Source organism: Adhaeribacter pallidiroseus, from assembly GCF_003340495.1.
Classification (GTDB): domain Bacteria; phylum Bacteroidota; class Bacteroidia; order Cytophagales; family Hymenobacteraceae; genus Adhaeribacter; species Adhaeribacter pallidiroseus.
In genome coordinates this window covers 4,236,675-4,256,219 of record NZ_QASA01000001.1, presented here as the reverse complement: position 1 = coordinate 4,256,219, position 19,545 = coordinate 4,236,675, and the positions used below count along the sequence as shown (strand labels likewise).

Sequence of the window (19,545 nt, the reverse complement as noted above, 5' to 3'; positions counted from 1 at the left end):
TAGCGATTGATAGGGGATAGGTAACCCAGGTTCTGCTTGGTACTTTCACTTAAGAAAATACGAAAGCCGGCCAGAGATGCTCGGGCTGGCTTTCGGGAAAAGTAAAAATTTAAAAAACTACTTGGTGAGGAGTACTTTTTGATGTTGTACTTTTCCGGCAGTTTGCAGGCGTAAAAAGTACAAGCCACTTTCTTGTTTACCCGCTTGCCACTCTACCTGGTAGGTTTGGTTGGCGTTAGCATCTTCTTGGAACAGCGTAGCAATTGCCTTACCCTGGCTATCGAGTACTTTAACTGTAACCATTTGCGTGTCGGGTAGGGTAAAGCTGATGGTTACTTTCTCCTGGAAAGGATTGGGATAAGCTTGCAGGTTTAAAAATGCCGTTTTACTTACGGGTTCTGCCGTTACAGTAGCTTGCCGGGCAGCGAGGATCGGGCTGGTTTGAGGAGCTACTTTCACCAGCCAATAATCGGTGCTACCTTGACTCGGCTGGGTACGATCCCCACTTACGCCCGAGCTGGATCTTCCTGCTAAGAGTATGCCGCCATCTTTGGTCTGGGTAACGGTTCTGAGTTCTTCTTTACCGCTGCCACCAAAGCGTAGGTCTTGTACTTTATTACCGTTTTCGTCTACTACTACTGCCCAGTAGTCGCTTTCGCCCTGACTGTCCTGGGTTTTATCGCCACTGATATCCGAGTAGGAGTGACCCGCCAGTACGTAGTGGCCTTGGTGGGTGTAAGTGCTAGCCCGCAGTTCATCATCTTTACTACCCCCGAAGGTTCTATCCCATAACTTTGTACCTTTCTCATCTAAAGTAACTAACCAGAAATCTTTACCGCCTTGACTCGCTTGCGTTTTATTGCCGCTTTTGCCCGAACTACTGGTGCCGGAGATGAAGTAGTTGTTATCGGAGTTCATGCCCACGGAGTAAGCCTCATCAGCACTGTTGCCACCGAAGGTTTTCTCCCAAACTAAGGTGCCTTGTTTATCGGTTTTTACCACCCAGTAATCACTGCCACCTTGGCTTACTTGACTTTTATCACCTGACTTTCCGGATAAGGAACTACCCCCAAGTAAGAAACCCCCATCAGTTGTTTGGATGAAACTGCCCAGCGTTTCTGCTGCGCCCCCGCCGTAGCGTTGATCCCAGATCAGGGTACCGGTACTACTTATTTTTAAAATCCAGTAATCCGAGCTGCCTTGAGAGGCTTGCGTTTTGTCGCCGCTTACCGGCGAGTTGCTGTAACCACCCAGCACGTATTCTCCGGTACTTAGCTGAATTACTTTCACAAGTTCTTCTTCGCCGGAACCGCCAAAAGTTTTGTCCCACTGCTTGTTACCTTGTGCATCGGTTTTAATGATCCAGTAGTCGCGGTCACCTTTACTCACTTCTGTTTTATCACCACTTTTACCCGATAGCGAGGAACCCGCTAGTAAGTAGCCGCCGTCTTGCGTTTGGAGGACGCGGTTCAGGTAATCATCATTGGAACCACCATAGCGTTTGTCCCAAAGCTTTTTGCCATTTTTATCGCATTTTACAATCCAGTAATCGTTTTTACCTTGGCTAATTTGCGTTTTATCACCGCTTATGCCGGAGTTGGTGTAGCCACCGGAAAGATAACCACCATCTTGGGTTTTGATCGTAGAGGTAAGATTATCGGTGCCATTGCCGCCATAGCGCAGGTTCCAGAAGGAAGCTAATGAAGATGTCTGGAATTCTTTTAATTTAATAATCCAGTAATTAGAGCCTTTTTCAATCTCATTCGTTGGCTGTTGGGGAATGAAGGCGCCTCCTATGAGATAATCGCCTTCGCGGGTAACGATTACATCTCTAAATGCATACTTACCTCCGTTAACAAAAGTCTTATCCCATTCTTTCTGCCCATTGGTGCCGTTAATTTTAATCAGCCACATGTCTTCATAGTTTGAATCTTCACTCTTATCCGCACCGCGTTTCGAGCTTGATGTACCACCCAATAAAAAGCCGTGGTCGGGCGTTTCGGCCATGGAAATTAAGACGTCTTCGCTGGTACCACCCAAGGTTTTATCCCAAATTTTATTACCATTAACATCTATTTTTACTACCCAGTAGTCTGGATATTCCCAAAAAGGATCGCCGATAACCGGTTCACTTTTGTCTTGGGTGATGCTATGGCCTGACCACCCACCCAGCAAAAAGCCTCCATCAAATGTGGTAATTACTTTTTGTAAAATCCCTGCGAAATACCTTTTCTCCCAAACTTGCTGGCCGTTGGTATCGAGCTTGAGTAACCAATAACCATTGTAAGTACCGCCCAACAGAAACTGGTTATCGGGCGTGGCTAACAGAAAAGTTGGATTGTCATCACCTTCTTTATAACCCAAAGTACGGTCCCAGAGTTTATTGCCGTCGCGGTCTAACTTTACTACCCACACATCATTATAACAAATATAATCCGGATATTCCGGGTTGCAGCCTTGCCGGTCTTCGGTTTTATCATCGCTGATGCCCGAATAAGAAAGCCCGCTTAGCAGCAAACTCCCATCCGGCGCGGCGGCAACAGAAGTTAAACTCTCTCCAAAATCACCCCCAAGGGTTTTATCCCAGATTTTGTTACCCTTGGCATCTATTTTTATTACCCAGTAATCCGAATCAGGGTATCCAAACTCATCGGGTTCGCCTTTGCGGTCTTCGGTTTTATCGCCGCTAATACCGGATTCCGACGTGCCGCCCAGCAAATAACCACCATCCGGAGTGGCGACTAAAGCTTTCAGGTATTCGCTATCCGCTCCGCCAAAGGTTTTATCCCAAACTTTCTGGCCATTTACATCTACTTTTATAATCCAGTAATCGCTGCGGCCCCGGTTAGGTTCGCTTTTGGTGCCCGAAATGCCGGAACTGGAATTGCCGCCTAACAAATAACCGCCATCCGGGGTAGCTATTAAAGTTGCCAAGCCATCATCGGCACTGCCACCCAGAAATTGGTCCCATTGTTTCGTAATAGGGGCGGGCAAATACACATAAAAAGTTTGGGTAATAGAAACGGAGTTGTAGGTGGTATTTCCCGTTTGGGTAGCTTTAACGGTAACCAGGCCGTTTTTACCGGTTAAAGTAACTACATTGTTTTTTACCGTGGCCGGCCCCGACACAATGCTAAAGGTAACGGGCAGGCCGGTACTGGCTTTGGCTGAAAGCGTAAAAGGCGAATCCAGGTGCGTTTTGTAGGATATAGTATCAAAAACCAGGTTTTGGTCTTTCTTAATACCATTATCGATTTTAACAATCCAATAATCATAGGCATTAGTATTAGTAGTAAAATCCGGATCCCGATTGGGTTCGGTTTTATCGCCGCTAATACCCGAATGCGAATATCCGCCCAATAAAAAACCGCCATCTGGAGTATTAATAATAGCAGCTAGTTCGTCGTAGTTGGTACCGCCAATGGTTTTATCCGCTAGTTTGTTACCTTGGGCATCTAAGGTCACTACCCAGTAATCGTTGTAATTATATCCCTTATTCCCGATTTTATTTGAATCCGATTTGTCGCCTCCCTGATCGGATTCGGAGTAACCACCTATTAAATAACCACCAGAGCTTGTTTGCTGTAAGGCGGTTAAATATTCAGAATAATTGCCCCCTAAAGTCTTGTCCCATTCCTTATTGCCTGTGGAGTTGAGCTTTACTACCCAATAATTGAGCTTACAATAACTATAGCGGCAAGTACTTTTAACGCCTTCGCTTTTATCGCCGGTTTTACCAGAGTTAGAGGTTCCACCTAATATGTAGCCGCCATCCCGGGTTGGTTGGAGGGCGGTTAAGAATTCGCTTACTTCGCCGCCGTAAGTTCTGTCCCATTCTTTTTGGCCGGTAGCAGACAATTTAACTATCCAGTAATCGTGGGTTTCTTTGTATTTTTCCCGGTTTATTCTATTGGGTTCCGATTTATCTCCTCCTTTATCGGAACTAGAGTTACCGCCTAAGATATAACCGCCATCGGCAGTTGGCTGTAATTCGGCTAGGTATTCAAAACGATCACCCCCAAAGGCTTGATCCCATTCTTTTTGGCCAGATGCGTTTATCTTTACAATCCAATAATCGCTGTTACCTTTGCTACTTTGGCTCTTGTCGCCGCTAATACCAGCAAAGGAAGTTCCTCCTAACAGGTAACCGCCATCCTTGGTTTGGTAGATGGTTTGTAACTGATCTTCGCCAATGCCGCCAATGGTTTTATCCCATTCTTTACTGCCTTGGCTATTTACCTTAATAATCCAAAAATCATTGGCAATCAGCCCCCACTCATCAGCCCCGCCATTACCATCCTGAGACTTATCCCCACTTTTATCCGAACTGGAATAACCACCCAAGATATAGCCACCATCTTGGGTTTGCTGCACAACGTTCAGGAAATCATCTCCTGCGCTACCGAATGTTTTATCCCATATTTTTTGACCTTGGGCATCTGTTTTCACCATCCAATAATCATTCCCTCCTCTATTAGGTTCGGATTTTTCACCACTGATACCCGACGAAGAACTTCCGCCCAGAATATAGCCACCATCGCTCGTTGGTTGCACCGTGGATAATTTATCATTCCCTGAACCACCGAAGGTTTTATCCCATTCAATGGTTTGGGCTTGTGCAAAAGGAGAGAGGCATAAGCAGAAAAGCAGAAGAATTAGGATTTGGGCTAAATTTCTAAAAAAATAAAATGCTGGAAGCCAGAAAACGGAGGGAGTAAAGCTTGTTTTCATAAGAGTAGAATTAATGAGATTTTTATAGGTTTTGGTATTGGCTAACCGATTGGGATTGACCCAAGTAAGTGTTTCGTAATAAGTATTTTTAATTTCTTATCCCTGAATCAGCAATCAGCGTTGGAACACAAGTTAGTTTTAAATGCCGCATGGGAAAACACCTGATTCAGGTATTTTGGGGTAACTCAATCGGTAATTAATAGCCAATAACCAGCATAATCGTGTGCTGGTTGTTGGCTACTACTAGAAGTAACTTACTTAGTTAAGAGTACTTTCAGGGTTTGTACTTTGTCTTGCGTTTGCAGACGTAAAAAGTACAGACCAGTGGGTTGTGAAGTAGCTTGCCATTCTACCTGATATACTTGTTGCGCTTGAGCTTGGTTCTGGTAAAGAGTAGCTACTTTTCTGCCCTGACTATCGTAGGCTTGCAAACTCACGGTCTGGGTAGTTTCTACCGAAAAGCGGATGGTAACTTTCTCTTGGAACGGGTTGGGATAAGCTTGCAGGTTGATGAATACCGGTTGCGTTACGGGTTCTGCTACCAAGTTAGCTTGTCTGGCGGCTACTGCTGGACTAGTTTGGGGAGCTACTTTCACGAGCCAGTAATCCGTGCCGCCTTGACTAGGTTGCGTTCTATCTCCACTTACGCCCGAAGCAGATCTACCGGCTAAGAGCAGACCGCCATCTTTGGTTTGGGTCACGGTGCGGAGTTCTTCCGTACCGCTGCCGCCATAACGCAAGTCTTGTACTTTATTTCCTTGCTGGTCTACGGTTACTACCCAGTAATCATTGTCGCCTTGGCTGTCCTGGGTTTTATCGCCGCTTACCTCGGAGGAGGAATGACCGGCCAGTACGTAGTGGCCTTTACTGGTAAACGTGCTAGCCCGAAGTTCATCATCTTTACTGCCGTCAAAAGTACGATCCCACAGTTTATTGCCATTCTGATCCAGGGTGATTAACCAGTAATCTTTGCCTCCTTGATTTGCTTGGCTTTTGTCGCCGCTTTTGCCGGAAGAACTTGTGCCGGCGATAAAGTAGTTTTTAGCGGAGTTCATACCCACCGAGTAGACTTCATCCTGCTGATTGCCACCCAAGGTTTTCTCCCAGACGATCTTGCCTTGTTTATCCGTTTTCACCACCCAGTAATCACTCGCTCCCTGGCTGACCAGGCTTTTATCCCCGGACTTACCCGACAAGGAACTGCCTCCGAGTAAGTAGCCGCCATCGGGAGTTTGAACAAAGCTGCCGAGCGTTTCGGCTAAGTTGCCCCCGTAGCGTTGATCCCAGAGTAAAGTGCCATTTTTTGAAATTTTGACGAGCCAGTAATCCGTTCCTCCTTGTGTTACTTGGGTTTTATCGCCGCTGGTTGGCGAGTTGCTATACCCGCCCAGTACGTACTCGCCCGTACTCAGTTGAATAACTTTCACGAGTTCCTCTTCCCCGGAACCGCCGTAAGTCTTATCCCACTGTTTATTGCCCTGCACATCGGTTTTTACCAGCCAGTAGTCGCGGTTGCCTTTACTAGCTTCGGACTTGTCGCCGCTCTTGCCTGAGAACGAAGAACCCGCTAGTAAGAAACCACCGTCAGCCGTTTGTATCACGCGGTTCAGGTAATCTTCACCACTACCACCATAGCGTTTATCCCAGATTTTCTTGCCGTTCTTGTCGGATTTTACAATCCAGTAGTCGTTTTTACCGTGAGCGGTTTGGCTCTTGTCGCCGCTTACGCCCGAGTTGGTGTAACCGCCGCTTAAGTAGCCGCCATCGGTAGTTTTAATGGTAGAGGTAAGGTTATCGGTACCGTTGCCGCCGTAGCGCATTTCCCAGGAAGAGGCTAGTGAAGAAGTTTGAAACTCTCTTAATTTAATTACCCAATAGTCAGAACTACCTTTCCAGTCTTCAGATTTTACATATTTCGGGTCGAAGCTACCGCCCACCAAATAATCCCCCGTGCGGGAAACAATTACATCTTTTAAATTATTCGGACCTTCAAAGCTAAAGGTTTTATCCCACTCCTTCTGTCCCGTGGTGCCGTTGATTTTAACCAACCACATATCGGAAGACTGAGAATCTTCGCTTTTATCGGCGCCTAAGTTCCCGCCCGACGTGCCGCCCACCAAAAAGCCACCATCAGGGGTTTCGGCCAGGGATGCTAATTCGTCTTCGCTAGTACTACCTAGCGTTTTATCCCACACTTTGTTACCATTAGCATCTACTTTTATTAGCCAGTAATCGGTAGTGGTATACAGGTCGGGGGTTTTAATAGGGGGTTCGCTTTTATCTTTGGTAATGCCTGAATTAGACGTACCACCCAGTAAATACCCACTATCAGAAGTAGCAATGAGCTTTTGTAAAGTACCATACTCAAAAGACTTTTCCCAAACCTGCTGGCCGTTGGTGTCGAGCTTAAGTAACCAATAACCATTGTAAGTACCACCCAACAGAAACTGATTATCGGGTGTAGCTACCAGCGAGGTTGGATAGTCGCTAGATCCTTGATAACCTAAAGTACGGTCCCAGAGTTTGTTCCCGTCATGGTCTAACTTTACTACCCAGACATCGGTAAAGCAATAATCCGGATATTCCTCGTCGCAGCCTTTCCGGTCTTCGGTTTTGTCATCGCTAATACCAGACAACGAAAGGCCACTTAGCAAGTAGCTCCCGTCGGGAGCCGCGGCTAAAGAAGTTAAGCTCTCCTGGAAGTCGCCGCCGATGGTTTTATCCCAAAGTTTGTTACCGTTAGCATCAATTTTTACAACCCAGTAATCCGTATCCGGGCTCCCGTATTTATCGGGTTCGCCTTTGTTGGCTTCGGTTTTATCCTTGCTTATACCCGATTGCGAAGTGCCGCCCAGCAGGTAACCGCCGTCGGGGGTAGCCACCAAAGCTTTCAGGAAATCGTATTGGGAGCCACCAAAGGTTTTGTCCCAAACTTTATATCCATTTACATCTACTTTGATAACCCAGTAATCGTATTTTCCCCGGTTGGACTCGCTTTTGTTCCCCGAGATGCCGGAACCGGAACTACTACCCCCCAGTAAGTAGCCCCCATCCGGGGTGGCTACCATGACTTCCAGGTTATCTCCGCCCTGGCCACCCAGGAACCGATCCCATTGTTTGGTAATAGGGGCGGGTAAATACACCTGGAAAGATTTCGTGATAGTAACCGGATTGTAGGTGGCATTGCCGGCCTGGGTAGCTTTTACGGTAACTAAACCATTTTTACCGGTTAATGTAACTACATTGCCTTTCACGGTGGCCGGTCCTGATACAATACTATAGGTAATGGGCAGGCCGGTACTGGCTTTGGCGGAAAGAGCGAAAGGCGAATCCAGACGCGATTTATAGTGAATGGAATCCATAGCAATAGTTTGATCTTTCTTGAGGCTGTTGTCTATTTTAACGAGCCAATAATCATACGTTTCGCTGTAGAGTTCAATATTTGGGTCTCGGTTCGGTTCCGTTTTATCGCCGTTACGGCCAGAATAAGAGTACCCGCCCAGGAGAAAACCATTATCGGGCGTATTAACTAAAGCCGTAAGTTGATCTTGTTTGTTGCCGCCAATGGTTTTATCCGCCAGTTTATTGCCCAGCGCATCCAGCCTTACTACCCAATAATCTGTACTCTTCGCTTTTCTACCATCCGATTTATCGCCGCCTATATCGGAATTGGAATACCCGCCCAGCATATACCCGTCCTCCTGGGTTAGTAGCAGGTTGGTTAGCGCATCACTATTATTCCCACCGATTGTTTTGTCCCATTCTTTCTGGCCCGTGGCATTGAGCTTTACTACCCAGTAGTCATCATTGCAATAAGTATCGGCGCAACTACTGCGGAGCGCTTCGCTTTTATCGCCACTTTTGCCCGAGTTAGATGACCCACCCAGGATATAGCCCCCATCGCTGGTTTGTTGCAGAGAAGCTAAGTAATCACTTACTGCCCCGCCAAATGTTCTATCCCATTGTTTTTGGCCGGTGGCGTTTAATTTTATGATCCAATAATCGCTAGTTCCCCGATACAGGGCTTTATTTTCTCGGTTGGGTTCCGATTTATCCCCGCTTTTATCAGAACTGGAACTACCTCCCAGAATATAACCCCCGTCCGCAGTTTGTCGCAATTCACTTAAAAAATCGTAATTATTGCCTCCCCAGGTTTTATCCCATTCTTTTTTACCAGTGGCATCTATCTTTACTAGCCAATAGTCATGGCTTCCTTTGCTTTCTTCTTATTTATCCCCACTTGTATTGGATTCAGATCCTCCGTACAAAATATAACCACCATCGCTTGTTTGCAGAACAGAACTTAACTGATCATCTAACTTTCCCCCGATGGTTTTATCCCATTGTTTATTACCAGTCGCGTCTACCTTCACTACCCAAAAATCTGCTTGGCCTTTACTGTTTTCGGTTTTATCCCCACTTATATTAGAATGCGAAGTGCCAGCCAAAATATAACCTCCATCTTTAGTCTGCTGCACAGTACTTAAAAATTCATAATAATCACCGCCAAAAGTTCTATCCCATACTTTTTGACCTTTCGCATCCGTTTTTACTATCCAATAATCAGAGTAGTCGTTAGAATTAAACGAGTTTTCTCGGTTAGGTTCACTTTTATCGCCACCTATTCCCGAGGAGGAGGAGCCCCCCACAATATAACCGCCATCGCTCGTGGGCTGCATCGCCGTTAGTATGTCGTCATGGAAGCCACCGAGCGTTTTATCCCACTGGATGGTTTGGGCCAGGGCTGGATTAGCGAAGCTTAGGCCCAGCAGGAAAAAGCTCGCTATTGGGAGCCAGGTTACTGGTAAACGAAACGGAAAGGAGCGGAATGTAAAAGATGTTTTCATATCTGGTAGTGGAAGAAAATGCGGGATAAAGTTTAAAAACCGCTGGAGAAAAAAGTAAAAATTTAAAAAAACAGACGGTGTAAGTAGTTGTTCGTTTTTAGTTGTTCGTTCGTTAATAAATTAATAATCAAGTACTTAAACTTAGGTTTTTATCAAATTAATTTTGTCCTGTTACTTATATTTAAGATCACTTAATTTTTAAATAAAGGAGAAAGAACCTTGGTATGCTTCTTTCCAATTTGGATCAAGTGCATTTTTTTTAAATTTTCCTTTGGTCTGCTTGCCCGCAAGCAGACCAAAGGAAAAATTTAGCGGGAAAGCAGGACTTTGTGGTACATAACTTTACTTTGGGTTTGCAGGCGCAAGAGATACACGCCGTTGGCCAGCGTGGGAGCGGGTTGCCAGGTTTGTTCGGTTGTTTTATTGGCGGTAATTTGTCCCTGGTAAATGGTAGCTACTGGCCGGCCCTGGCTGTCGTAGGCTTGCAAACTTACCAGTTGGGTTTGGGCCAGGATAAAGCGGATAACTACTTGTTCCCCGAAAGGGTTGGGGTGAGCAAGTATACTGGTTTGCTCCGGGGCAACTACCGGATCGAAAACAGTTGCCGCCCGACTGGCGATTATACCGGTAGAACTGGAATCCGGGGCTACTTTCACGAGCCAGTAATCCGTAAGGCCTTGATTGGACTGGTTTCTATCGCCGCTGATGCCGGAATCGGAACGACCCCCTAACAAGTAACCGCCGTCGGTGGTTGGCAACACGGTGCGCAAATCTTCGGCGCCAGTGCCACCGTAGCGAAAATCTTTTTGCAAGTGGCCGTTGGCATCTACCTGTACCAGCCAATAATCGCTGTTGCCCTGGCTGGCTTGGGTTTTATCGCCGCTTACGCCGGAGTAAGAAGTACCCGCTAATACAAACCCTCCTTGGGGTTGCTGAATGGCGGCCCGTAACTCATCGTCTTTATCGCCGCCGTAACGTTTATCCCAGAGTTTGCCGCCGGTGGCGCTTACTTTTACCAGCCAGAAATCCTGACCGCCCTGGCTGGTTTGGGTTTTGTCGCCATTGGCCGGCGAGTTACTTTGCCCCGAGATAAAGAAATCGTTTTCTACCTGGCCTACGGCAAATACCTGGTCCTGGCCGCTGCCCCCAAATCGTTTATCCCAACGTTTGGTGCCGTTTTTATCTATTTGCACGAGCCAGAAGTCGCTTTCGCCCTGGCTCGCCTGGGTTTTGTCGCCGCCCACACCCGATAAAGAACTACCGCCTAGTAAAAAGCCGCCATCCCAGGTTTGCACAAAACCACTCAGGGTTTCGTTTAAAGCGCCGCCGTAGCGTTTATCCCATATTTTATCCCCGGTACTGCTAATTTTGACGAGCCAGTAATCCGTGCCGCCCTGGCTGGTTTGGGTTTTGTCGCCGCTTACCGGAGAGTTACTGTAGCCACCCAGCACGTATTCGCCCGTAGTAAGTTGCATTACTTTTTTTAATTCGTCGGAGCCCGACCCACCGAAACGTTTGTCCCATTGTTTGTTGCCCGCCGCATCTATTTTCACAACCCAGTAATCGCGATCGCCGCGACTGCCTTGTGTTTTATCACCGCTATTACCCGAAAACGAACTGCCGCCGAGTAAATAACCGCCGTCCTTAGTGGCAATCAGGCGGTTCAGGTAATCGTGGCCGGTGCCGCCGTAGCGTTTATCCCACAGCTTTTTGCCGGCCGCGTTGGTCTTCACAATCCAGAAATCCGTGCTTCCCTGGCCAAACTGGGTTTTATCGCCGCCCACACTCCCCGCCGAATACCCACCGGCCAAATAGCCACCATCGTTGGTTTTAATTACCGTGGTAAAGTTATCGGCTGCGGCGCTGCCGTAGCGGTAATCCCAGGCGGCTAATACCGGTGGTTCCAGGTCTTTTAATTTTATAACCCAGTAATCAAACCCGCCTTTACTGGCCGCGCTTTTATCTTCGGTAGAGTCGGAGTTAGACCAGCCGCTTAGTAAATAGCCGCCATCCGGGGTAATTTTTAAATCGGCCACGTAGCTGTCGAGGTAACTATTGTCGCTGCCGAATTGCTTCCCCCACAGTTCAATACCGTTGGCATCTATTTTCTGGAGGCGGTATTGGGTAAAGGTAGCGTAGGGATTGCTGGAGCCGGCGAGCAGGTAGCGGCCATCGGGGGTGTTAATCATGGCTAACCGGGACCGCAGGTTATTCCAGACTCCGCCGCCAAAATCGTACTGTTGCTGCCAGATTTTATTTCCTTGGGGATCTAATTTAAATACACTTTGATAGGATTTTTTACCAGTGGTTGCTCGACCGCCCAGCAGGTAGTTGCCATCGGTAGTGGCTATAATTGTAGGCACGTAATAATCCAGAGCGGTATCGCCAAAGCCTTTGTCCCAGATTTTTTGGCCTTGGGCATTTATTTTTAAAATCCAGAAATCCTGGTTACCGCTACTGGCTGTACTTGCATTGGGTGCTGTTTTATCGCCGCCGGTACTGGAGTTAGAATAGCCGGCTAACAGGTAGTTGCCATCCGGGGTAGCGAGTATCTCGGATAAGTTATCGGCGGCCGGGCCGCCTAAGGTTATATCCCAGAGCTTTTGGCCCTGGCTGTTTATTTTGACGAGCCAGTAATCGCCTTGGTACGTGTAATCTTTAGCCGGACTTAGATCGCGGCTGGCTTCGGTTTTGTCGCGGCTGGTACCCGATACGGAGGTGCCACCCAACAAGAAACCGCCGTCCGGGGTAGCGGTTACGGCCGCCAGGGCATCGCCGAGACTGCCTCCAAAGGTTTTCTCCCAGAGTTGGGTGCCATCGGTTGTAATTTTTACTACCCAGTAATCGGCAGTCGGTCGGCGGGTAAGGTTTAGATCGTCGAGGGTGCCGGCAAAAGTAGTGCCGGCCAGCAGGTAGCCGCCGTCCGGAGTAGCCACCAGGGCTTTCAGCTCTTCGTTAGCGAGCCCACCGTAGGTTTTATCCCACACTTTCTGACCAAGGCTATCGGTTTTTACCACCCAAAAATCCTGACCGCCCGTATTGGTTTGACTTTTGTCGTTGCTCTGATCCGAGATAGAAGAACCACCCAGCAGGTAACCCCCATCCGGAGTGGCTAAGGAAGTACTTAATCTATCTTCTTTGTTACCTCCCAAGGTACGGTCCCAGTTTTTGGTTACCGGAGCAATTACTTTAAAAAACTGGAAAACACGCACCGCCGGGCCATATTCAGCATTGCCGGCTTGGGAAGCAGTAACCCAAATGCCACCCGGATTTTTAAAAATAAGTCTATTATTTATTAAAGTAGCGCCTGTTTCCGGAAAACCGCCCAAGGTGTAGGTAATGGGTAATCCGGAACTGGCTTTGGCCGTAAGGGTTAAAGGGGTTTCACTAATAATCTGGTCCGGTATGGGATCGAAGGTAATGGTTTGGGCTTTTTTGTAGGTGCTATCCGTTTTTACAACCCAATAATCCAGGCTATAGCCGTTGGTACCGCGGTTGCTTTCGCTCTTATAGCCGCCTTTACCGGAACTAGAACTACCGCCCAGAATATAGCCGCCATCCTGGGTTTGTTTCAAAGATTGTAAATAATCATTCCTATCGCCGCCGATGGTTTTATCCCAGATTTTCTTGCCCGAACTATCAATTTTTAAAAACCAGTAGTCATAATCACTTATATTTTCTTCTGATTTATCCCCCGTACCCCTGAAAAAGAAGAGCCTCCCAGCACATAACTGCCATCGCTTACCTGTTGAATGGCACTTAAAGCGTCGTCAGAATTTCCGCCAATGGTTTTGTCCCAAACTTTTGCGCCTGCCGCATTTAATTTTACAACCCAATAATCTGCCGAGATATACCCATCTTCGTCCATTACGCCGCGGTTATTTTCACTTTTATCACTACTGCTATCCGATTCAGAGGATCCCCCCACCATATAGCCCTGGTCTGGCGTTGGCTGAACAACCGCAAAATAATCATTTCGGGCACCACCCAGGGTTTTATCCCATTCTTTTTGCCCGGTAGCGTTTAGTTTTACTACCCAATAATCTTCTCCGCCTTTGTTCGTCTCTGTTTTATCACCACTAATGCCGGATTGCGAGCTACCTCCCAGAATAAAACCACCATCCTGGGTTAATTGCAACGATATTAAATTATCCTGACCATTGCCGCCAACAGTTACATCCCACACTTTTTGACCTTGGGCATTTATTTTTATAAGCCAATAATCGGTGCTGCCTTTGCTGCTTTGACTTTTATCGGCGCTTTTACCGGAATCGGAATAACCACCCGCTACATAACCCCCGTCGGGAGTTTGAACTATAGCCGTTAAATAGTCGGCCTGATCACCACCCAAAGTCTTATCCCATTCCTTATTACCCGCGGCATCTAGTTTTACGAGCCAGTAATCGTTAACCCCTATCCGATCTTCGGATTTATCATTGTTTTTGCCGGAATCGGAATAACCACCCAGAATATAGCCGTTATCACTTGTTTGCTGAATGGCCGTTAACCGATCACTGTCTTTGCCACCAAAGGTTTTATCCCAGGCTTTGGTGCCGTCGACCTTTAACTTAACGACCCAATAGTCTTGCGGAGCAAAATGATTTCCCCGGTTTTTTTCAGATTTATCGCCTCCTTTGCCCGACTCCGAATAGCCGCCAACAATGTAGCCGCCATCGCGGGTTTGCTGAACGGATCTTAACGTTTCTTCGGCTTTGCCGCCCAGGGTTTTATCCCATTGTATTTTCTGGGCTTGTGCCGCCGGCATCAGACACTGGAGAAGTAGATATAGCCCCATGGCTTTTTGCCAGCTTTGGCGAAGCCCATGTTGTTGTAAGAAGGAAATAGCACGGGTAAAAAATGTTTTCATAGCAGGATATGTAGAAGAATGTTTTTAGTAGAAAGTACGCAACAACGGAAGCCGCTTGCTTTGGAGGATAACAGTAGTTATGTACCGGTTGCTTAGGATACCTCTCTGACAATATTATGGTTATATGATACAGTAAGCAATACCTAAGGTTAGGTATTTTTACCGCTTGCCAAGTCTATAAAGCGCCTCAGCCAGCTACTGAGTAGCTGGTTAAAGTAATTTTTTAAATTTTAAGTTTACCGAAGGAGCACAGTACTTTCTGTTATTGCGTTTTTACGTTCTAGTCATTGCTTATAGCTATTACTGAAGCCACTTTTAGCAGGTTTTCTTAAGAAAATACAAAAGCCGGCTAGAGATGCTCCGGCCGGCTTTCGGGAAAAGTAAAAATTTAAAAAATTACCTGGTCAGCAGTACTTTCTGGTGTTGTACTTTACCGGCAGTTTGCAGGCGTAAAAAGTACAAGCCGGTAGCCTGGTTTTTAGCTTGCCATTCTACTTCGTACGGCTGCTTAGCTTGCGCCTGACCTTGGAAGAGGGTCGCTACTTTGCGGCCCTGGCTATCGTACGCCTGCAAACTCACGGGCTGGGTAGTTTCTACCGCGAAGCTTACGGTTACTTTCTCCTGGAACGGGTTGGGGTAAGCTTGTAAGTTTAAAGCTTCGGTTTTTACCGCTACTTCTTCTGGTACGAGGTTACTAACCCGAGTAGCTACCAGGGAGGAAGTTTGGGGAGCATTTACTTTTACCAGCCAGTAATCACTACCGCCCTGGCTGGGCTGGGTTCTGTCGCCACTTACGCCCGAGTACGAACGGCCCGCCAGTACGTAGTTGCCATCCGTAGCCTGGGTTACGGCCCGGAGTTCTTCCACGTCGCTACCGCCAAACGCCTGATCCCACTGGTAAGTACCTTGCGGATCTACTTTCACGATCCAGTAATCACTTACGCCTTGGCTGGCCTGGGTTTTAGTGCCACTCCGTCCTGAGTAGGAGCGACCCGCTAATAAGTAGCCGCCGTCTTGGGTGACAATACCGGCCCGTAGTTCTTCGTCCTGGTTGCCGCCATAACGTTTATCCCACATTTTTGCGCCCGTGCTGCTTACTTGCAGGAGCCAGAAGTCTGTCCCGCCAAAGCTAGCTTGCGTTTGCTCGCCACTTTGCGGCGAGTTGCTCTGACCGGCTACCCAGTACATGTTCCCGGCCCGGCTTAAGGCGTAGGCTTCGTCTTCGCCGCTGCCGCCGTACGTCTGATCCCATAGCTTATTGCCGTTTCTATCGGTTTGCACCAGCCAGAAGTCTTGGCCGCCCCGGCTGACCTGGCTTTTCTCGCCGCCTTTGCCCGACAAAGAACTACCCGCCAGCAAGAAGCCGCCGTTGGCTGTTTCTACCAAACCGCTGAGTTCGTCGTTTAAGCTGCCGCCATAGCGTTTGTCCCATATTTTGGTGCCCGTGCTGCTTACTTTTACCAGCCAGTAGTCGGTACCGCCCCGGCTGCCTTGGCTCTTATCGCCATCGGCGGGGGAGTTGCTGTAGCCGGCCAGGATGTATTCGCCCGTGGCCAGCTGCACCACTTTCTTGAGTTCATCGTCGCCGCTGCCGCCAAAGCGCATATCCCAAAGCTTTACGCCAGCGCTGGAAATTTTAATGATCCAATAGTCACGACCACCGCGGGAAGGCTGGCTTTTGTCCCCGCCCTGGCCCGAGAAAGAAGAACCGGCTAAGAGAAAACTGCCATCCGGGGTTTGGATGACCCGGTTCAAGTAGTCGTGGTCGGAGCCGCCGAAGCGCTTGTCCCATTGTTTCTGACCGGCGGCGTTGGTTTTTACCAGCCAGTAGTCGTTCTTACCGCGGCTGGGCTGGGTTTTATCGCCGCTCACCCCGGAGTTGGTGTACCCGGCGGCTAAGTAGCCGCCGTCGGCTGTTTTTTGTACGGCCAGTAAGCCTTCGTTGCCGGTACCCCCGTAACGCAGGTTCCAGGCTAAGGCATTAGGGCTATCTTCTTTAATTTTAACCACCCAGTAATCATAACTGCCGCGGCTATCTTCGCTCTTAACAACAGTTTTATTTGCTGCCGAACTGTTACCTAGTAAGTAGCCCCCATCCGGCGTGTTGAATAAAGTTTCAGCAAAGAGCGGGTAGGTATATACTATTTCGCCGTTAGCATCTATTTTGGTTAACTCTCCGCCCAGCAAGTAACCGCCATCAGGCGTTTGAATAATTGCTCCCCGGTAACTGCCTGTTCCACTTGTAAAGAATTTAAACCAAATGGGCTGCCCTTCTTTATTTACCTTAAATACGGTATATAAAACTGTGTCGTGGTCGTAATAGGTTTCGCCACTCACCACGAAATTGCCGTCGGAGGTAGCTAAAATTTCCGCACTGAAATGGTCGTAACGAGAACCGGCATCTAAACTTTTGTCCCAGATAACTTGCCCGTTTTCGCCCAGCTTCACCAGCCAAATATCGTTTGCCAGAAAGCCAGCGTTAGGCTCACCATCGTAACTATTGGAGACGGTGCGGTCGCCGCTAATAGTTGAATTAGAGCCACCCGATACTATATAACCGCCGGTAGTAACAGCAATACTGCCTATGCGGTCGCCTTTGCTGCCACCCAAAGTTTTGTCCCATATTTTCTGACCTTGGCTGTTAATTTTAATTACCCAGTAATCACCCCGGTAGTAGGAGTCATTCGGGTCTGTAGAAGTGTCGCGGCTCGGCTGGCTCTTATCTTCGCTCTTACCGCCAATCGTGTAACCTCCGAGCAAAAAACCACCATCGGTGGTAGTAATCAAGGAAATTAAAGCATCCGTCGAATCGCTGCCGTAGGTTTTGTCCCAAAGTTTTTGGCCGTTGCCATCTATTTTTACTAGCCAGAAATCTTCTTTTCCTTTGCTCTCCTGGCTTTTGTCTTCGCTCTTACCCGAGGCAGAGGTACCCCCCAGTAAGTAGCCGCCATCGGGAGTAGCAACTATGGCTTGCATTTGGTCGTTGCCATTTCCGCCAAAGGTTTTATCCCAGCGTTTTTTGCCGGTGTTATCTACTTTTACAATCCAGTAGTCGGAACCGCCCTGACTGGGTTGGCTTTTGTCTCCGCTTTGCGGCGAGGAAGAAGAACCCCCCAACAAATAACCGCCATCCGCAGTTGGCACCATAGCGTAAAGAAAATCAGCCTCGCTGCCACCTAATGTTTTATCCCATTGCTTGGTGATGGGTGCTTCCACCACAAAGGTTTGCGTTACTTTGGAAGCTGGTTTATAAGTTGCATTTCCCGGCTGCGAAGCTTCGATGGTAACCGTGCCTGTACTGGTAATCGTAACCAGATTGCCCTGAACGGTAGCTGGCCCCGATACTACCCGAAAACTAACCGGTAAACCCGAACTAGACGTAGCTTTCAGGGCAAAAGTTTTATCAAAAATAGTTTTATTGGGGATAGCCTCGAAAGTAATGGTTTGGGATTGAATATTAGCAGCCGTTAACTTTACAACCCAATAATCGTCAAGGCCTTTGCTGATTTCAGATTTATCGCCACTTTTATTAGCGCCAGAAGTGCCCCCTAAAATATAGTTGCCGTCTTTCGTTTGGCGAATCGATCTTAATTCATCTTTTCCGGCACTGCCAATGGTTTTGTCCCATATTTTACTGCCCTTCGCATCTACTTTTACTACCCAGTAATCCCCTTCACCTTTGCTGTCTTCGGATTTGTCACCGCCCGTGTTCGAGTAAGAAGAGCCGCCCAATATATAACTTCCATCGCTTACCTGTTCCAGGGAAGTCATCGTGTCGGTATCGTTACCACCCAGGGTTTTATCCCAAACTTTCTGGCCCGTGGCAGTTAACTTAATCAGCCAATAATCGGATTGTCCTTTATTGGCTCCAGATTTATCGAAATTAATTCCGGAAGCCGACCAACCACCTAACATATAGCCGCCATCGGAAGTAGTTTCCAGGGTGGTTATAGCCTCGTCGCTCGTACCCCCCAGTGTTTTATCCCATTCTTTTTGTCCCTGGCCGTTAATCTTAATTACCCAACCATCGTAACTGAAAATATTGTTTGGATTCCGGCTGTCTTCACTTTTATCAATACTTTTATTTGAAGCAGATTGCCCACCCAGCAGATAACCGCCATCCGGGGTTTGCTGTAGGGACGTTAAGCCATCGTCGTAAGTACCGCCAAAGGTTTTGTCCCATTGTTTAGTGCCGGAACCATCTAGTTTTATAATCCAGTAATCAATGAAATCGGAGTCAATACCACCTCTATTATTCTCAGATTTATCCTGACCAGCTGATGATAAGGAATAGCCGCCCAGAATATAGCCGCCATCCGCGGTTTGTTGTAGGGCTGTTAATCCTTCTCCGCTGCTGCCCCCCAAAGTTTTATCCCAGAGTTTAGTACCGGATGCATCTAGTTTTATTATCCAGTAGTCTGTACCGCCTTTCCGGTTAGCGGATTTATCCCCGCTCTTATTTGATCGAGAAGAACCGCCCAAGATATAGCCCCCATCAGCAGTTTGCTGCAAGGCTCCTAGCTGATCATAATCTGTACCACCGAAGGTTTTATTCCATTGTTTGTTGCCGGTAGCATCGAGTTTTACGATCCAGTAATCCTGACTGCCCTTACTATTTTGCGACTTGTCCCCGCTTTGGTTAGATTCCGAAGTGCCGCCCAAAATATAGCCGCCGTCCAGAGTAGGTTGGGAAATACTTAGTTGATCATTTTTGCTACCGCCCAAGGTTTTATCCCATTGTTTGGTTTGGGCTTGCAGGGTAGAGTAGCGGAAGCCGAGTAATAGTATTAAGCAGCTGGCTAGTTGGGGCCAACTTGCCCGCCACGTCCGTTTGGCCAAACAGCGAACAGGGGAAGTAAATTTTGTTTTCATAAATTAGTAGAAATTTTAAAATTAGTAGCACTTACCGGAATAAGTTGGCAGCTGTTGGTTTGCTCCAGCGTATTGGTATGTGGTATAAATGTAAGCTTACGGCTGAGTAGCTGCAATACCTAAGTTTAGGTATTTTAAGATGATTGATGTTGAATTATTTATTGCTGCGCTAAGTTTTAATTGCATAAAATTAAGATGTTGGGATGATGTGAATAATTCTACGAACAG

General features: G+C 47.5%; 6 protein-coding genes. All 6 read right to left on the bottom strand.

Annotation, left to right across the window (positions count from 1 at the left end; genetic code table 11):
- Positions 1 to 117 precede the first annotated feature (117 nt).
- Complete coding sequence (locus tag AHMF7616_RS17015; protein ID WP_115373972.1) at positions 118 to 4,731, bottom strand: T9SS type A sorting domain-containing protein; 4,614 nt, start codon at positions 4,729 to 4,731, stop codon at positions 118 to 120.
- Between the two features lie 254 nt (positions 4,732 to 4,985).
- A complete protein-coding gene (locus tag AHMF7616_RS17010) occupies positions 4,986 to 8,849 on the bottom strand; it encodes a T9SS type A sorting domain-containing protein (protein ID WP_115373971.1) in 3,864 nt (1,287 codons plus the stop codon).
- Between the two features lie 108 nt (positions 8,850 to 8,957).
- Positions 8,958 to 9,578, bottom strand: coding sequence for a hypothetical protein (locus tag AHMF7616_RS17005; RefSeq protein ID WP_115373970.1), 621 nt, complete (start codon positions 9,576 to 9,578; stop codon positions 8,958 to 8,960).
- A 308-nt stretch (positions 9,579 to 9,886) separates the two neighbouring features.
- Positions 9,887 to 13,153, bottom strand: coding sequence for a T9SS type A sorting domain-containing protein (locus tag AHMF7616_RS17000; protein ID WP_115373969.1), 3,267 nt, complete (start codon positions 13,151 to 13,153; stop codon positions 9,887 to 9,889).
- Between the two features lie 95 nt (positions 13,154 to 13,248).
- A complete protein-coding gene (locus AHMF7616_RS16995; RefSeq protein WP_147275714.1) occupies positions 13,249 to 14,445 on the bottom strand; it encodes a hypothetical protein in 1,197 nt (398 codons plus the stop codon).
- A 396-nt stretch (positions 14,446 to 14,841) separates the two neighbouring features.
- Complete coding sequence (locus tag AHMF7616_RS16990) at positions 14,842 to 19,317, bottom strand: T9SS type A sorting domain-containing protein (RefSeq protein ID WP_115373967.1); 4,476 nt, start codon at positions 19,315 to 19,317, stop codon at positions 14,842 to 14,844.
- Between the last annotated feature and the right edge of the window lie 228 nt (positions 19,318 to 19,545).